We start from the raw sequence: 14,655 nt of genomic DNA on the forward strand, positions 1-14,655 counted from the left end.
TCGCGCAGTGTGGTGGAGCCGGTGTTAGGTTCTGCTTGTCGCTAACGTGAGCGGCCAGGGAGAGCAGGGTGGAATGCGTTTCGTCGCAGTCGCAACTCAGCTTCGCACGGAGATCTTTCGGCGCTTAGGTATCGAGAGCCTCTGGTTCTTGGGGGCGCTAGGTCTTGCGCTGTTCGTCGTGACGTACCTCGCAGGATCTGCCGGCCGGGGCGAGCTGATGTTCCTCGACGGCGACTCCATGGTTGTGCCGCTGTTTTCACGGTCGGTCCTTGAGGGGACCGCGAGTAACTGGGCGATGTCGGCGGTGCTGTTCGTGCCGGAGATCCTTATGTTCCTTGGCCTTTTGCTGACCGACCGCGGCATCCAAGAGGCACAATTTCTTGCCGCAGTCCTGAACTTCGTGGGGCTCTATCTCGTCTTTCGGGTGGCCGCAGTCACTGTCGCCAAGGGAAACCGGGCCGCGCTCGCCGCGACGGCAGGCTTCGTGGCGGTGTGTCTTCTCGCACTGGCGGAGGGCGACGGTGACGGCGACAGCCTGCAACTTGCCTCGCTGCTCGCAATGAACACTTACTATGCCGCGACCGTCCTCGGCGCGGTTCTCACGGTCGGACTCACGCGCCGCATTGTCGCTAGCAGTTCGCCGCAGCGAGTGCCCGCGATACTGATGTTCGTCGTCGCAACCGTGTCGGTGTTCTCCAATCCGCTCTATCTCGCTTGGGTCACCGCCCCGCTCGTGGTCATTGTGCTCGTCGTTTGCGCTGGAGCCGCGTGGGGGCGGGCTCCTGTGTGGGCCATCGCCGCACTCATCGGCGGCTCTGTGCTCGGATACTTGCTGCGGATTCCGTTGGCGCCGTGGATCGTAGCGAACCCCGATAACTACTTTCAGCCGACACGATCGCGCGGATCGTTCGCCTACTACTGGTCTCTCCTCGTCGAGCGACTCTCGAGCCCGGCCGGTGTTCTCGCGGTTGCTGTGGTGATTGCGCTGACCCTGCTTGGCGCTTGGCTGACGGTGCGTTCGCTGCGTCAGGGTGCAATTGCTTCGGCCGTTCTGGCGGCGTATTCGTGGTTTGCTCCGATGGCGACCACTATAGGGTTCATCCTGATGGGCACCGAAGCAGCGCGCTACTTGCAGCTGTGGGCTTTTGCGCCGGCACTCGCGCTTGTTGTTCTTGTTGCGGATGCTCGGCCTGCGAAGCTTGCAGCGATGCCGTGGCGGCGACTCGCGGCTCTGGCTGCCATCCCGGCGTTGCTTGGTGGCGTCATGTTCGTCGTCGCACTCCCGGCAGCGGTCGAGCGGGCATCCGTGGCAGATCCCTCTCTTGCGTGTGCGGTCGACTGGGTGAACCAATCGGGCGAGGTTGGTGCTGGACAGTTCTGGAGCGTGCGAGCGGTCAAGACTCATGTGGCCGATCCGGCCCAACTCATTCAGGTCGATTTTGCACTCCGCGACTACGCGTGGCTCGTAGATCGAGCAGATTTCGCTCAGTCCGCGGTGTCATTTCTGATCGTTGACAACCAGAGCGGTGCCTTCACGCTTCCTCCTGGCGCAGAAGATCTGCCCTCGACCACGATCGATTGCGGTCGCTTCCAGATCGTCGACTACAGCCCGGCGAGCATTACTCGGCCGTAACGTCGATCAGCACCTTGCCGACCGCTCCGCCTTCGACCATGGCGTGGGCATCCGAAGTGTGCGCAAGGTCGAAACGGTGGAGGGGTAATCCGGTCTCGTCGCCCACGGCTAGCGCACCGTCGTCGAGTGCAACATTGATGGCCTCTGCTGCCGCGCGAATGGCATCCGATCCCACCGTGTAGAGCAGCACGAACTGGTAGCGCACGTTGAGCGCGAAATGGCGGCGAACGTCGAGGGTCACGAGGTCGCCGCCGTTGTTGGCGTAGACGGCAATCGAGCCGCGATTGCGGATGACGGCGAGGTCAAGGTCAGAATTTTGCGCCGGGGCGACTTCGACGATGAGGTCGACGCCATCGGGTGCAATCTGTCGAATCTGCTCGACGATGTCGGCGTCGGTATAGGTGAACACGTGCTCTGCACCGGCAGCCGTCGCGAGTGCGGCCTTCGCTGGCCCGCTCACGGTGGTGATGACGGTTGCTCCTGCCCAACGCGCGAGTTGGATCGCCGCGTGACCAACCGCGCCAGCACCACCGGCGACGAGCACGACCTTGTCGGCCAGAGCGGTCGGATGCAGCCGGTCTGGCCCGTCTTCGGCAACAGTCAGCGCGCGATATGCCGTGATCGCGGGAACACCGAGGCTCGCGCCTTGGTCAAAGCTGGCGTTGGCGGGCAGGGCGAAGACCCGTTCTGCCGGAAGCACGGTGGCTTCCTGGCTCGTGCCGCTGCTCGCACGTTGATAGGCGGCGAGCGCTAGCCACACACGATCGCCGACGCTCACATGCTGCACGTCAGAGCCGATCGCCTCGACGATACCGGCGCCGTCTTGGCCGGGCACGACGTCATCGAAGGGCAACGCCTGGCCGGGGGCCGCACCCCGGCGCGACTTCCAGTCAGTGGGATTCACACCGCTCACCACGATCCGCACACGCACCTCGTCGGGCCCGGGTTCGAGCACCGGCCGATCAACGAGCTGAAGTACGGAGGGGTCACCGGTCTCGCGGTAGACAATTGCTTTCATGACAAAGCCAACATGACTGCGCTGCGGGATATTTCCCCCACCGCTAAAACCGTCGCGTCGACGATTCGCTAGACCGCGATCGACTCCCGCGCCGCAATAAATGCCTCAACGCAGCGAGTGATGTCCTCGCTTGAGTGCCCGGCCGAGACCTGCACGCGGATACGGGCTTTGCCGAGCGGCACGACGGGGAACGAGAAAGCGATCACGTAGACGCCGTGCTCGAGCAGAGCATCCGCCATGGCAACAGCTTCGTGCTCGTCAGCGAACATGACCGGAATGATTGGATGCTCACCTGGCAGTAGCGTGAACCCGGCCTCAGCCATCCCGCTGCGAAACTGTTCAGCATTCGCCGTGAGCTTGGCGCGGCTCTCGGCCCCTTCGGCCACGAGGTTGAGCGCTTCGATCGAGCCGGCCACCACGGAGGGCGCGACGGCGTTCGAGAAGAGGTAGGGGCGGGCGCGCTGGCGCAGCAATTCTACGATCTCGGAGTGGGCACTGATGTAGCCACCGGAGGCCCCTCCGAGTGCCTTGCCGAGGGTGCCCGAGATGATGTCGACCCGGTCGGAGACACCGCAGTGTTCGGGGGTTCCAGCGCCGGTTTCGCCGACGAAGCCGACGGCGTGGGAGTCATCGACCATGACCATGGCGTCGTACTGTTCGGCGAGGTCGCAGATCGCTTCGAGGGGAGCGAGGTAGCCGTCCATCGAGAAGACTCCGTCGGTAACGATGAGGCGGCGGCGGGCATCCTTCGCGGCAATCAGCTGGGCTTCGAGGTCGGCCATGTCGCGGTTCTTGTAGCGGTAGCGGGCGGCCTTCGAGAGGCGCACGCCATCGATGATCGAGGCATGGTTGAGCTCATCAGAAATCACCGCATCCTCGGCGCCCAACAGCACCTCAAAGATGCCCCCGTTGGCGTCGAAACAGGAGGGGAACAGGATGGTCGCCTCCATGCTCAGCAGGGCCGAAAGCCGATTCTCCAACTCGACATGCTGGGTCTGGGTGCCGCAGATGAAGCGCACACTCGCCATCCCGAAACCCCAGTCGTCGAGAGCTTCTTTGGCTGCAGCCACGAGGCGCGGATGATTGGCGAGACCCAAGTAGTTGTTGGCGCAGAAGTTGAGCACCGGCTTCCCTGCCGATTCCACGTGGGCCGCCTGGGCGGTGTCGAGCTGGCGCTCCGTTTTGTAGAGGCCCGCCGAGCGGATCTCGCCGAGGGTCTCGTTGAGCTGTTCGCGAACTGTTCCGTACATGATGTTCTCCTAAAAAGTGGGGCCTGCCGCACAGGATGGTGGGGCGAGGTCGCGTGTGGGGGCGGTGGCGGGTGCGGCGCTACGACCAGTCGATGATGACCTTGCCGCCATTGCCCTTGCGGGCGGTCGCGAATGCTTCTTCCCAACGCTCGGCAGGGAATCGGTCGGTGACGACGGCTGAGACATCCAAACCGGTGTGCACCATGGCGTTCATGGCGTACCAAGTCTCGAACATTTCGCGACCGTAGATGCCCTTGATAGTGATCATGTGGGTCACGACGGTGGCCCAGTCAATGCTGATGGGTTCGGCAGGCAGACCGAGCATGGCGATGCGGCCACCCTGATTCATGTTGCTGATCATCTCGGGCAACGCGGTTGCATGTCCGCTCATTTCGAGGCCTATGTCGAAGCCCTCTTTCATGCCGAGTTGCTCTTGAGCTTCGGCGATGCGCACCTTCGACACGTTGATCGCCAGGCTCACGCCCATGCCGCGAGCGAGTTGCAGGCGTTCTTCGTTCACGTCGGTCATCACGATATGGCGGGCACCGATGTGACGAGCGACCTGGGCCGCCATGAGCCCGATTGGCCCTGCGCCAGTGATGAGGACGTCTTCGCCAACCATCGGGAACGAGAGCGCGGTGTGAACGGCGTTGCCAAGCGGATCGAAGATGGCCGCGAGCTCGGGGTCGATGTCGAGTGGATGCCGCCACACATTCTGTTCGGGAATAACGACGAACTCGGCGAATGCCCCATCGCGATTGACGCCAATGCTTGACGTAAATTTGCAGAGGTGGCGGCGGCCTGCGCGGCAGTTGCGGCAGTGTCCGCAGACGACGTGACCTTCGCCTGAAACGAGAGCACCCACCTCAACTGAGGTGACTCCTTCGCCGAGCTCAACGACGTGGCCCGAGAACTCGTGGCCTGGAATAAGAGGAGCGTTGATGGCGCTGGCGGCCCAGGCATCCCACGATTCAATATGCAGATCGGTGCCGCAAATGCCCGTGCGGGCGACACGGATCTTGACCTCCCCACGTCCGGGGGTGGGTTCTGGTCGTTCGGCCAAGATGAGGCCTGGTCCGGCCTTGTCCTTATAGAGGGCTTTCATCGTTGATTCCTCCTAGCTGCGCGAGACCCTACCCGTGACGCACTTGTGGCGCGCCGAACATGAGATCTCTGCTGATGTGTCTTAGCCGGTCGAGAAGCGTGCTGCGTCTCGCTCCGATTCAAGCGTCTAAGGAATCATAGATCTAAGCAGGGCCATCGAGGACTGTGGGTTTGTGAACTAAGTCGTCATAGCGTTGAGGTGTCCTACTTGTGTGGTTTTTTGACGGAGACACGGTTTATCAAGGAGCGCACGATCCTGCGGCCCGTCCGGTCGACTTTTGCGAGCAGTTCGCCCACGACGAACCCTGCGCGACTTTTACTTTTCACATTGGAGTCTGTGAGCAGGCTCGAAAGTTGGGTAGAGATCTCGAAATAGGCGCGGCGGGAATAATGCCGGAGATTATTGGTGAGATCAGTCGTTGATGACACGACCAGGCGAACGTCACAGAGCTGAATTCCGGGCACCTCCTCGACCAGAAGATCGAGGGCGTGGTTGCATTCGGCATGATGCTTATGGCGATCCAGCTCAGCCTCGCTGGGAGATACTATCTCCGCTCCGTTAATGATGATGAGTCGCACCGTCTCTGGCAACTTCTCTCGCAGCCAGCGAATATTGTGCGCTACTGTAGCGGGGCTAACCATCCCCTCGAAGTGAAAGTTCTCACTGAACCAAGCGAAAAACTCTTTCGTATAGCCGACGCGACTTTGACGAGATGTGTATCGCTCCTGGTATGAGGTGCTGGTTGCATCCATCGTGTACTCGCCAAACGGCACCACGAAGTCTGTGTCGCGGTATCGATACAACCCTTGGGTAAAGTCCATCAGCGCGCTGTAGACGACGGTGTCGAATTTCTCCGGAGAAGAAATGATTGCCGATTGATAAGCGGCACGATCTAGAAATGGGAGCCTGTCAATAATCTCGCCATAATCATTTAGTGTCTCTTCTGACGCGCGCTTCAGGATCTCTGTGTGCTCTTGATGGACAAGGGCTCCTGTCGAGCTGGGGAACGAAAACTCTGATTGAATGTCTCCGCCAAGGTGCTCGAGTACCACCGAAAGATCGCAGCCACCTTTGAGGAGTACTCGCCCGGTGCGTCTTGAGGTTTGGGCGGCTGCCGGCACTCTCTGGCTCTCGTCATCGCGTTGTGCTGTGACCCAAGTGATTGGCTTAGATGAATCAAGTGGGGTAGCAACCTCTCCCACAATCTCAAGCGGCAGCGCACCTAACTCTTGGTAGACCCAATTCTCGATCCCCATATTCAGGATTCGGCACGAGAAGGAGAAGTTGATGAGGCTTTTGCCGTCGTGGACGAAGAAGCCGCAGATGCCGTGATCGCCGAAGTTGTCACGGGCAGTGATGTAGCCGCTCACGAAGTCTTCATTCGCCAGAGTGGACTCGAATTCAGCTCGAGTGAATCGCTGCTTTGTGTAGTTCAATTGGTTCGAACGGTTCACAAGCTCCAGAAGGCGGTCGAGCTGGGTGGTCGGGTCAGTGTGAATTCCGACACGAATATTAGACGAGATGAGGAACTCTTCATTGCTCCCGCCCATCTCATCGCGAGCCTTCACTTTTGCTTGAAGAGTTCGGTACTGTGCAAGCCTCGACAGCTTGGTGTCATCTTTGCCTTTCACCGATGGCCGCGCGAGCAAGCCTGCCAGTTCGTGAGGTTCTGCTGTTTGAATGCCGGGGACATAGTGTTCTGCCTCCCGCAAATTTCCGACATTGTCATCGACAAATAGAACGTTGGGTGGGCGCAAGCCCATGTCTTGAAGCATTGCCGCAATTCGAGGGCCCTTGGGAGTCCAATCGACACTAGGAAACACGAACAGTTCCCACTCGCCGGACCGTTCGAGCTCTTCTTTGGCCTGGTGTAGGTCGTTCTTGGAGCAAATCGCGCTTACTACGCCGCGACGGTTCAGCTCCCGGACTATCTGGGAATTTCGCGGGATGCCGTGCACGGCGCCTTCGCTGAGAGTGCCGTTCCAGTAGGTCTCGTCAAGATCCCAAATCACCAATTTGACGTCAGCTTCAGGCGTCGTTTTCGGCTTGGTCGTTCGCGTCGGCGTCTGGTCACTCATGTAGGAATTCTACTGGAGGGCGACGTTCTGAAGTCACGCAGAGCGATTGCTGACCTCGCGACGCTGCATCACTAGTGGTGGTGAACGTGTTCCTCGTTGATATTGCTTTCGGGCTCAATCTGGAAGGTTGAGTGCTCGATGCTCAGTGCAAAGTGCTCAGCAACGCACTTCTGCAGTGCGGGCAGCATTTCGGCCGCGTGGCCGTCGATGAAGCAGGAATCTTCGACGATGACGTGTGCGGTGAGCACGGGCAGGTCCGATGAGATGCGGGTGATGTGCAGGTCGTGCACGTCGGTTACATGCTCCATCGCCATGATGTGGGCGCGAACGTCCGTCGGGTCGATGCCCTTGGGCGTGGACTCGAGCAGCACGCCCACGCTGGCCTTTAGCAGGATGATGGTGCGGGGCACGATCAGTAGGGCGATCAGGATGCCGACGACGGCATCCGCCTCATACCAACCGAAGAGTGCGATCACGATGGCGCTGATGATCACACCGACAGACCCGAGGGCGTCGTTGATGACTTCGAGGAACGCGGCTTTCATGTTGAGGTTGGAGTTGCGCCCGCCAGTGAGCACGATCATCGCGGCGATGTTTGCGACAAGGCCAATGATTCCGAAGATCAGTAAACTGCTCGCTTGAATCTCGGGCGGATCGAAGAGGCGGCGCACACCCTCGATGAGGGCGTAGATGCCGACCGCGAACAACAGGCTCGACTGGGCCATAGCGCTGAGCACTTCGGCGCGTTTGAGTCCCCACGAGTGGGTGGCGGTGGCAGGACGTTGCATGAGCCCGGCAGCGAGCAATGCCATAAGTAGGCCGGCTGAGTCGGTGAGCATGTGGGCGGTGTCGACGAGCAGTGCGAGGCTGCCGGTGACGATTGCGCCGATGGCTTGAGCGATAACGACACCAACGGTGATGATGAACGCGATCAGCAGCCTAGTGCGATTGTTGTTGCCCGCGGCGTGGTTGTGCCCGGCACCCATTAGTGGGCTCCGACTGTGTTCGCGCCGACCGTGTGGTGGCTGTGGCGCACGGTGTCGTCGACGGCGTGCTCGGCTTGGAAGACGGCGACTCGGATGAGTTCAAGTGCGTGGTCGTTGCTGAGTCGGTAGTACACGCGGGCACCTTCGTGGCGCGTGGTGACCACACGGCTCATGCGGAGTTTCGCGAGGTGTTGCGAGATGGTCGCTTGGGGCTTGGTGACGCGTTCCGCGATCTCACCAACGGCGAGTTCTCCTTCGCGAAGTGCGAGCACGATGCGAAATCTCGTCGAATCGGCCAGCAGGGAGAAGATCTCTACTGCAACGGCGACGTAGTCGTCGCCAGGGTCCGCCCACTCGGAAATATCTGCGCTCATGCGAATACTATTACATGCGCAAGTTCTAATATCAAGCGTGAGTTCGTGATTGAGGGGTGCATCCCAGACTTGATTCGGGGCGCCACCCGGGCTGTGCGTCTAAATTTTGGGCTGCGGCTGCGGCTTAGGCGCGGCGAGTTGACGTTGTCGCTGATGGCGAGCCTTTGCTTCGCCGAGCGTTGTGCAGGAGCCAAGCGGGCGAGCGCGATGGTCAGTGATGAAGTATTCACCGCTGGAACCTCGCTCGATCATGCCAGCGAATTCGCCGCTAGCATTGCCCACCCAGAGGCCGGCTTGGATGCTTGTCCAAGCCACTGCTGGGCGTGCTCTGTCTGCTGGACCTTCGGTCGGCCGGGGCGCGGCAATCGTCATAGTTTTCTACTCCTTCGAGTTCACACTATTGAAGACCTCGGACACTGGTGTTGTGCATCCCGCTGCTGTGCGGTGGGTTCTCACTTATATTCAACCCCTCGTGAAGCGGTCTGTCGAGACCTCATTCGAGCATTTTCGATGTTTGTAACATTCGGCGCTCAGACGCGCACTGATTGCACTCTTTCGCCTGGACCTTCGCGCGCTTTGCGGCGGCCGATCGCAAACCAGGCGAGTGGGCCGATGACCCCGATGAAGAGGCAGATCGCGACCCAAATGGCGCGCTCGAGGCCACTCACCAGATGCCGCAAAAATGCTCATGTTTGCAAGACTGCCCGTGGTGCCAGACGCAAGCAATCGCCCCGACGGCGGCGCCCAGTTGCGTCACGCGCAAAAATACTGCGACAGCGCCTCAGGCGCAAGGACACCGCTATCCCGCACAGCCACCGCAAGTTATCATCAGAGTGAGTGGCTCGGAGCAGTGCTGATCGTTGCCGAACACTTGACGGTTGCGCTTTCTGCGGTGGCGAAACTGTCAATAGCACTCTGTGGCTCAAGGCCCGACAGTGCATCGATTGGCATCCCGTGTTTCTCGTTACAGAAAGCTGCCATGACCTCGACCGATTCCATCCTGCGCGGGTATCTGAGTGACAACGCTGCAGGTGCTTCACCGCAGATTCTGGATGCTGTTGTCGCGGCATCCTCTGGACCGGCAGCCCCCTATGGCAATGATCAGCTCACGGCTCAGATGCGCGCCAAGATGGCGGATATTTTCGAGTGCGAGCTTGATGTGTTTGCGGTCGGAACCGGTTCCGCGGCGAACGGTATCGGTCTTGCGGCATTGACGCGTCCGTGGGGGAGCATCCTCGCTCACACCGACAGCCACATTCAGAACGATGAGGCTGGTGCGCCCGAGTTCTTCACCGATGGTTCGAAGATCGTGTTGTTGGGTGGCGAGCACTCCAAGATCGACCCCGACGAGCTGCGAGTGGCGGTGAAGGCAGGCCGCGGCGATGTGCACAGCGTGCAGGCGTCGGTGCTCAGCATCACCCAGGTCACGGAGACGGGCAGCGTTTACACGATTGATGAACTGCGCGAACTGACGACGATCGCGCGTGACGCAGGGTTGCGCATCCACATGGATGGTGCCCGGTTCGCAAATGCGCTCGTCGCGCTCGATGTCAGTCCGGCTGAAATGACCTGGAAGCTGGGCGTCGATATGCTCTCGTTTGGCGCCACTAAGAACGGCGCGCTGACCTCGGATGCCATCGTCAGTTTCGACCCAAGCCTGGCGACCGAGCTGTCATTCCGCCACAAGCGCGGCGGTCAACTCACCTCAAAGATGCGCTTTCAGGCCGCCCAACTCGATGCCTACCTGAGCAATGACCTGTGGCTCGATAACGCTCGCCAAGCCAACGCGATGGCTGCACGGCTGCGAGCGGGGATCGCGGATGTCGCCGTCGTGACTGTCACGAGTGAGCCCGGCAGCAACATCCTCTTCGCCATCTTCCCCGACGAACTATCGGGAGCGCTCCACGACCGCGGTTTCGGTTTCTACACCAATCGCTGGGAGCCAGGTGTCGTGCGAATCGTGGTGTCTTTCGCGCACCAGATCGCTGACATTGACGAGTTTGTGGCTGCGATCCGCGAACTCGCGTAGCGTCGAAGAGTGACAAACTCTTCGAGCGTGAGCCTAGGCAAGAGCGCGAGCATCGGTACGAGCATCCCGAGCGAGGTCGCTGCAGCCTTCGACGATTGGGATGCGCCAACCCGTGACGCCCTGCTCGAACTGCGCGACCTGATCCTGAGCACCGCGGCGGAGACCGTCGGTGTTGGCGCGATCACTGAGGCGCTCAAGTGGGGCCAGCCGGCCTATCTGACGAGCGAGGCGCACAGCGGAAGCACGATCCGGGTTGCTCCCGCCGGCGCGAAATCGAACCATGACTATGCAATGTTCTTCATTTGCAGCACCAGTCTCCTCGGGGACATCCGGGCGCGGTTCGGTGACATCTTTACCTATGAGGGCAAGCGCGCACTTCTGTTCAACGTCGGCGTCGAGCTCCCCGCGAACGAACTTCGCGAGTGCGTGAGTATGGCGCTCACCTACCATCTGGGCGATTAGGCTAATCGATGAGCGGGCGACACCGAACCGGTTGGCGGCCTCTACTCAGCATTCAGCGCACGGTCGTCGATTACGATCGATTCGGGAACGCAGCAGGGATGGTGGAGATGACGCAGCAGGGCATTAGCGCTGTTCGGGCGCTCCGTATTGCACTGTTGGTTGTTGCCGCCCTCATTGCGGCCATCTCTCTTGTAGCGATGCACTCTGTCGTTGCCAGCGCCAGCGCGAACGCGAACGCGACTTTCGTTTCGAGCGCCATTGCGGGCCAGCCGAGCTCGACGGCGCCCACCGCAACTCACACCGACGTCGTTTCGCACAACTCCGAGACGCCGAACATTGATGTGTGTCCGTGCCCTGGCAGCTCAAGTTCGTCGGCAGGCATGGCTGAGTGCGCGCCTCTCGCGTCACTTGCCGGTGTCACCGTTGTTGCTCAGCTTCGGGCCGAATGTGCCGCGCTCTTGCCGCCCTTGCCGCGTACTGCTTTGCGCGCCCTGGTGGTTGCGCAGCCCACAGCTCCGTCACTTCACGTTCTTTCGATTAGCCGCACCTGATTAGCCGGATGTCGGCTTCGCCGAGATCTCACGGTACCCATCGTGGTGCCGCCGATAGGTGTATGAAGAACATGAAGGAACACAGTGAAGAACAGAATGAAGAAGACCACCATGACGCTCGCAGCGGGCGCCATTTTGACCGTCGTTGGCTTAGCAGGGTGTGCCTCGCCCTCGTCCAGCGAGACCCCCGAGTCCGCTCCGGCGGCGGGGAGCATCTTTGAGGGCGTGCACGGCTTGGGCATTGATTCGAGCGAGAACCTGTTGGTTGCGAGCCATTCGGGAATCTATCGGGTGGATGCCACTGGTGAGTTGAGTGGTCCGCTGGGCGGTGAGCCATTCGATGCGATGGGGTTCACGGTGGCGGGCGACGAGTATTTCGTTTCGGGGCATCCGAGTGCTGGGTCATCTACATTTGAGGGTCCGAATCTGGGGCTACTTTCTAGCGCGGATGCGGGCGAGTCGTGGTCGAGCCTGTCCCTTGCAGGCGCGACCGACTTCCATGCGCTGACGGTGAACCAGAACGATCCGGAGCGGGTGTACGGGCTGTCATCTGATGGCTCGCCTCTGCTGGCGAGCGAGGATGGCGGGGTCACGTGGAGTAAGGGTGCGAACATCCAGGCCTATGCGTTGGTGGCTGATCCGAACACGCCTGAGCGACTCTTCGCCACGACTCCTGAGGGCATGCGGGTGAGCGATGATGCGGGGCAGTCGTTTACTGCGCTTGAGGGCACACCACTTCTCTATTTGCTGGCTGCGGTTCCCAATGTTCCGGGCGCGCTTGTTGGCGTGGATGTTGAGGGCGCTGTGTGGGTACGCCCTGCTGAGGATGCCCAATGGTCCGATCGCGGCACGGTGGAGGGCACCGCGTATGCAATTGCGGTTGGTGCTGACGGGGAACGTATTGCGTTGATCGATGACCGCGGACTTGTCGAGTCGTTTGATGGCGGCGAATCGTGGACGGTTCTCACCGCGGGCTGATCGTTTGTGTGGCGAGGGGTCGGTGCAACCCGCTTTCTCCGCTCAGCTCTGCGCGGTTTTGTGTCGCTCGAGACGAACGGTGCATTTGAGTTGCCGGTCGATCGCGAACGCAGTTTTGCGGAGCTGGTCGACAGCGTGGTGACGGCGCTCGCCGCGTGGTCTGACGCTGAGTTCAGGAGAAACTACTGCTCGTAGGACACCGCGAGACTGTCATTCACGCGCTCCCAAGTTTCATCAATCTCACCACGAAAATTATCGGGTAGTACGATCGCATGGATCGTGAGCTCGGGAGTCTCTAGATTGATTGGGATCCCGCTCTTCACAAACTCTTCCGGCGAAACGCACGCAACTAGGGAAACTCCCTCGCGTCTAGGAAGGTCCGGAACTGCGCCATAGGCACACCATGCGTCGTCAGAGGTAACGGCGGCAAAGACGCTCAGCTCTTCGAAGTCGCCCACGGAAGCCATGTCATCCGGCCAGCATCGTGGTGGCGAGAAGGCGCTTCAGCGGGGGCATATCGCTAGTGTCGCAATTTCGCGATCCAATAACAAGGATGCGTCACTTTCTTCGGCCAGGATAGGTGACGGTTCTGGTGTCGAAATGGTTCCCTTGCGCGCTCGGCTTGAGAGTGGAGGTCACAGCGATGACCTCGACAGCGGTGATATCACTCACAGCCTCCGCCCCAACGTATTATCTGGTCATGACGGAATCGACCTCTTCAGAAGCCGAGAGCAGTTCTCGCCGTCCTGCTCGCACTGCAGCGTTTGCCGCTGTGGCAGTATTCGGGTTTCTGATATTGCGGATTTTCGCGGTCGCTGCGGAGGACTGGGACGCGGCGTTCTTGGTGAGCACAGCGCTCAGTCTCGATGACGGTGTGCCACTGGTTTTCGGGTCGCTCATGGCTGGACTCGGCACGGTTTTGGCTTTCGCGCTCACCGTGAGTGCACAAATGTGGTGGCTGTTGCCAACGATCGCGGTTGTCTTCGGGCTGCTAGCGCTAACGCGCCGCCTCAAAGCTAAGAATCGCCTGCGGGCAGCCGCAGCGACAGCAATGGCGAGTGTCGGCTGGTAGCGGGCGCACGAGCGGTTCAGCGCTCTTCAGTCTCCTCGTCGCGCGGATACCAGACACGTTCTCCGTCGAGTTTCGCGAACCGCGTCAACGTGTGGGGCTTAGTGGATGTCAGGTTCATGATGTCCTCGACGGGGATGTCGCGGGCGAGGAGAGCATCCCCGATGAGCGACCGGTGGCACCGCCAGGGCACTGCTTCTGCGCACATGATTGCGACAGTGCTCTCGGCTGCGGCCGTCAGCAGGGATTGGAGGCCATCGGTAAAGCCCGAAGTTTGCATATAGTCGGCGTAGTTGCGAAAGCTCTTGTTGCGCCAAGCGCCGTTGATCGATTCGTGCCCGGCTGGGCTGTGACGAAGCCCGCCAAGTTCGGCGATACGCTCATAGCCGATCCCGTCCTCGCTCAAGCTTCGTGAGAGTTCTTGCTCGCCGAATTGAGGATTGTGGCGAGAACCGGGCACCGTGCGAACGTCGACCAATCGGTTTACGCCGTTCTCTCGCAGCATCCGGATGAATTCTTCAATGGGATGCGTGGAGTGACCGATCGTGAAGATTGGTTGCGTTCGCACGGTGTATCTCCGTTCTCATCTTCGGTCGGAGCGTGAGGTTAGTTACAGGATGCCGTGTTGTGCCTTAGCGGCCTAGCCCGTCGTCAGCTCGCGGAATTTCTCCGCGCCACTTTCCTGACTCGAAGCCGTTGGATTCGATGAGGCGTTTGAACTCCGACAGATCCTTGCTGATCTGCATGTCATCGATCTGAAGGATTTCGCCAGTGCTGCGCCAGGCAATTCGTTCGTCGGGGTGCTGCTCAACGATGTCTGCATCGAACTCCCGGTCGACTCCACCGACGGATACTTCCCAGTGAAGTTTGCGGTCGTCGAGCTGGGTGATCGAGTTCACGCCCGACATGAACGCGGGAAAACTCTCGAACTGCGTCCACTGGTTGTAGGCGACGCTTATTGGCACGTCGACTTCGATGTCCTTTGTTACGGTTCCCATCGAAAACCTCCTGTTTCGTTTGAACAGCTGGGTCTTCACTCTAGGAACTGCAACCGCGCATAATAGGTGCTTTTCAGCGATTGTTGAGGTGTCGTACGAGAAATTCCCAGCGTTCTGCGGGTGA

General features: G+C 60.3%; 18 protein-coding genes. 7 read left to right on the top strand and 11 right to left on the bottom strand.

Features of this window, described 5'->3' with window-relative positions; genetic code table 11:
• The first annotated feature begins 46 nt into the window (after positions 1 to 46).
• Positions 47 to 1,633: a hypothetical protein gene (locus ABD112_RS09110; protein WP_343925191.1), complete on the top strand. Its 1,587-nt coding sequence runs from the start codon at positions 47 to 49 to the stop codon at positions 1,631 to 1,633.
• Here the strand turns inward: ABD112_RS09110 and ABD112_RS09115 are convergent.
• The 8 genes from ABD112_RS09115 to ABD112_RS14615 form a co-directional block, all read right to left on the bottom strand.
• Entirely contained in the window at positions 1,620 to 2,651 is a 1,032-nt protein-coding gene (locus ABD112_RS09115) for an NADPH:quinone reductase (RefSeq protein WP_343925192.1), read from the bottom strand. The genes ABD112_RS09110 and ABD112_RS09115 overlap by 14 nt on opposite strands.
• A 68-nt stretch (positions 2,652 to 2,719) precedes the next feature.
• A complete protein-coding gene (locus ABD112_RS09120) occupies positions 2,720 to 3,901 on the bottom strand; it encodes a glycine C-acetyltransferase (RefSeq protein WP_343925193.1) in 1,182 nt (393 codons plus the stop codon).
• 79 nt (positions 3,902 to 3,980) lie between these two features.
• On the bottom strand, positions 3,981 to 5,006 hold the full coding sequence (gene tdh, locus ABD112_RS09125; protein WP_343925194.1) for an L-threonine 3-dehydrogenase: 1,026 nt from the start codon (positions 5,004 to 5,006) through the stop codon (positions 3,981 to 3,983).
• Positions 5,007 to 5,209: 203 nt separating this feature from the next.
• Positions 5,210 to 7,084 carry an HAD-IIIC family phosphatase gene (locus ABD112_RS09130; RefSeq protein ID WP_343925196.1) on the bottom strand — a complete coding sequence of 625 codons (1,875 nt, stop codon included), beginning with the start codon at positions 7,082 to 7,084 and terminating at the stop codon, positions 5,210 to 5,212.
• Between the two features lie 71 nt (positions 7,085 to 7,155).
• Positions 7,156 to 8,070 carry a cation diffusion facilitator family transporter gene (locus tag ABD112_RS09135; protein ID WP_343925198.1) on the bottom strand — a complete coding sequence of 305 codons (915 nt, stop codon included), beginning with the start codon at positions 8,068 to 8,070 and terminating at the stop codon, positions 7,156 to 7,158.
• Positions 8,070 to 8,444, bottom strand: coding sequence for an ArsR/SmtB family transcription factor (locus ABD112_RS09140; RefSeq protein ID WP_343925200.1), 375 nt, complete (start codon positions 8,442 to 8,444; stop codon positions 8,070 to 8,072). The genes ABD112_RS09135 and ABD112_RS09140 overlap by 1 nt, the downstream gene beginning before the upstream one ends.
• A gap of 99 nt (positions 8,445 to 8,543) precedes the next feature.
• The gene (locus tag ABD112_RS09145; RefSeq protein ID WP_343925202.1) at positions 8,544 to 8,816 is read right to left on the bottom strand and encodes a hypothetical protein; all 273 of its coding nucleotides are present in this window, start codon (positions 8,814 to 8,816) and stop codon (positions 8,544 to 8,546) included.
• A gap of 158 nt (positions 8,817 to 8,974) precedes the next feature.
• Complete coding sequence (locus ABD112_RS14615) at positions 8,975 to 9,112, bottom strand: PLDc N-terminal domain-containing protein (RefSeq protein ID WP_425563818.1); 138 nt, start codon at positions 9,110 to 9,112, stop codon at positions 8,975 to 8,977.
• Between the two features lie 311 nt (positions 9,113 to 9,423).
• Here ABD112_RS14615 and ABD112_RS09150 point away from each other — a divergent pair, with 311 nt between their 5' ends.
• The 5 genes from ABD112_RS09150 (at position 9,424) to ABD112_RS14620 (ending at position 12,659) form a co-directional block, all read left to right on the top strand.
• Positions 9,424 to 10,473 carry a threonine aldolase family protein gene (locus ABD112_RS09150; protein WP_343925204.1) on the top strand — a complete coding sequence of 350 codons (1,050 nt, stop codon included), beginning with the start codon at positions 9,424 to 9,426 and terminating at the stop codon, positions 10,471 to 10,473.
• A gap of 9 nt (positions 10,474 to 10,482) precedes the next feature.
• Positions 10,483 to 10,935, top strand: coding sequence for a DUF1801 domain-containing protein (locus ABD112_RS09155; protein ID WP_343925205.1), 453 nt, complete (start codon positions 10,483 to 10,485; stop codon positions 10,933 to 10,935).
• An 8-nt stretch (positions 10,936 to 10,943) separates the two neighbouring features.
• Complete coding sequence (locus tag ABD112_RS09160) at positions 10,944 to 11,486, top strand: hypothetical protein (protein ID WP_343925207.1); 543 nt, start codon at positions 10,944 to 10,946, stop codon at positions 11,484 to 11,486.
• 96 nt (positions 11,487 to 11,582) lie between these two features.
• Entirely contained in the window at positions 11,583 to 12,464 is an 882-nt protein-coding gene (locus tag ABD112_RS09165; RefSeq protein WP_343925209.1) for a F510_1955 family glycosylhydrolase, read from the top strand.
• Positions 12,465 to 12,470: 6 nt separating this feature from the next.
• Complete coding sequence (locus ABD112_RS14620; RefSeq protein WP_425563819.1) at positions 12,471 to 12,659, top strand: TetR-like C-terminal domain-containing protein; 189 nt, start codon at positions 12,471 to 12,473, stop codon at positions 12,657 to 12,659.
• Here ABD112_RS14620 and ABD112_RS09170 read toward each other — a convergent pair.
• Positions 12,647 to 12,931 (bottom strand): hypothetical protein, encoded by a 285-nt coding sequence (locus tag ABD112_RS09170; RefSeq protein WP_343925211.1) that lies wholly within the window; start codon positions 12,929 to 12,931, stop codon positions 12,647 to 12,649. The two genes, ABD112_RS14620 and ABD112_RS09170, sit on opposite strands and share 13 nt — an antisense overlap.
• A gap of 233 nt (positions 12,932 to 13,164) precedes the next feature.
• Between ABD112_RS09170 and ABD112_RS09175 the strand changes: the two genes are divergently transcribed.
• Positions 13,165 to 13,536 carry a hypothetical protein gene (locus ABD112_RS09175; RefSeq protein ID WP_343925212.1) on the top strand — a complete coding sequence of 124 codons (372 nt, stop codon included), beginning with the start codon at positions 13,165 to 13,167 and terminating at the stop codon, positions 13,534 to 13,536.
• 16 nt (positions 13,537 to 13,552) lie between these two features.
• Here the strand turns inward: ABD112_RS09175 and ABD112_RS09180 are convergent, their stop codons facing one another.
• Together ABD112_RS09180 and ABD112_RS09185 are read right to left on the bottom strand one after the other, a co-directional pair.
• The gene (locus ABD112_RS09180; RefSeq protein WP_343925214.1) at positions 13,553 to 14,101 is read right to left on the bottom strand and encodes a DUF488 domain-containing protein; all 549 of its coding nucleotides are present in this window, start codon (positions 14,099 to 14,101) and stop codon (positions 13,553 to 13,555) included.
• Positions 14,102 to 14,165: 64 nt separating this feature from the next.
• On the bottom strand, positions 14,166 to 14,531 hold the full coding sequence (locus tag ABD112_RS09185) for an SRPBCC family protein (RefSeq protein WP_343925216.1): 366 nt from the start codon (positions 14,529 to 14,531) through the stop codon (positions 14,166 to 14,168).
• Positions 14,532 to 14,655: the final 124 nt, after the last annotated feature.

The sequence above is a fragment of the Rhodoglobus aureus genome (genome assembly GCF_039527955.1).
Classification (GTDB): domain Bacteria; phylum Actinomycetota; class Actinomycetes; order Actinomycetales; family Microbacteriaceae; genus Rhodoglobus; species Rhodoglobus aureus.

What these genes read in the sequence shown, in the direction of transcription:
- ABD112_RS09170 (WP_343925211.1), bottom strand. Translation starts at nt 12,931, where the DNA reads ATGGCTTCCGTGGGCGACTTCGAAGAGCTGAGCGTCTTTGCCGCCGTT.
- ABD112_RS09160 (WP_343925207.1), top strand. Translation starts at nt 10,944, where the DNA reads ATGAGCGGGCGACACCGAACCGGTTGGCGGCCTCTACTCAGCATTCAG.
- ABD112_RS09185 (WP_343925216.1), bottom strand. Translation starts at nt 14,531, where the DNA reads ATGGGAACCGTAACAAAGGACATCGAAGTCGACGTGCCAATAAGCGTC.
- tdh (WP_343925194.1), bottom strand. Translation starts at nt 5,006, where the DNA reads ATGAAAGCCCTCTATAAGGACAAGGCCGGACCAGGCCTCATCTTGGCC.
- ABD112_RS09120 (WP_343925193.1), bottom strand. Translation starts at nt 3,901, where the DNA reads ATGTACGGAACAGTTCGCGAACAGCTCAACGAGACCCTCGGCGAGATC.
- ABD112_RS09165 (WP_343925209.1), top strand. Translation starts at nt 11,583, where the DNA reads ATGAAGAAGACCACCATGACGCTCGCAGCGGGCGCCATTTTGACCGTC.
- ABD112_RS09135 (WP_343925198.1), bottom strand. Translation starts at nt 8,070, where the DNA reads ATGGGTGCCGGGCACAACCACGCCGCGGGCAACAACAATCGCACTAGG.
- ABD112_RS09140 (WP_343925200.1), bottom strand. Translation starts at nt 8,444, where the DNA reads ATGAGCGCAGATATTTCCGAGTGGGCGGACCCTGGCGACGACTACGTC.
- ABD112_RS09130 (WP_343925196.1), bottom strand. Translation starts at nt 7,084, where the DNA reads ATGAGTGACCAGACGCCGACGCGAACGACCAAGCCGAAAACGACGCCT.
- ABD112_RS09115 (WP_343925192.1), bottom strand. Translation starts at nt 2,651, where the DNA reads ATGAAAGCAATTGTCTACCGCGAGACCGGTGACCCCTCCGTACTTCAG.
- ABD112_RS09175 (WP_343925212.1), top strand. Translation starts at nt 13,165, where the DNA reads ATGACGGAATCGACCTCTTCAGAAGCCGAGAGCAGTTCTCGCCGTCCT.
- ABD112_RS09150 (WP_343925204.1), top strand. Translation starts at nt 9,424, where the DNA reads ATGACCTCGACCGATTCCATCCTGCGCGGGTATCTGAGTGACAACGCT.
- ABD112_RS09145 (WP_343925202.1), bottom strand. Translation starts at nt 8,816, where the DNA reads ATGACGATTGCCGCGCCCCGGCCGACCGAAGGTCCAGCAGACAGAGCA.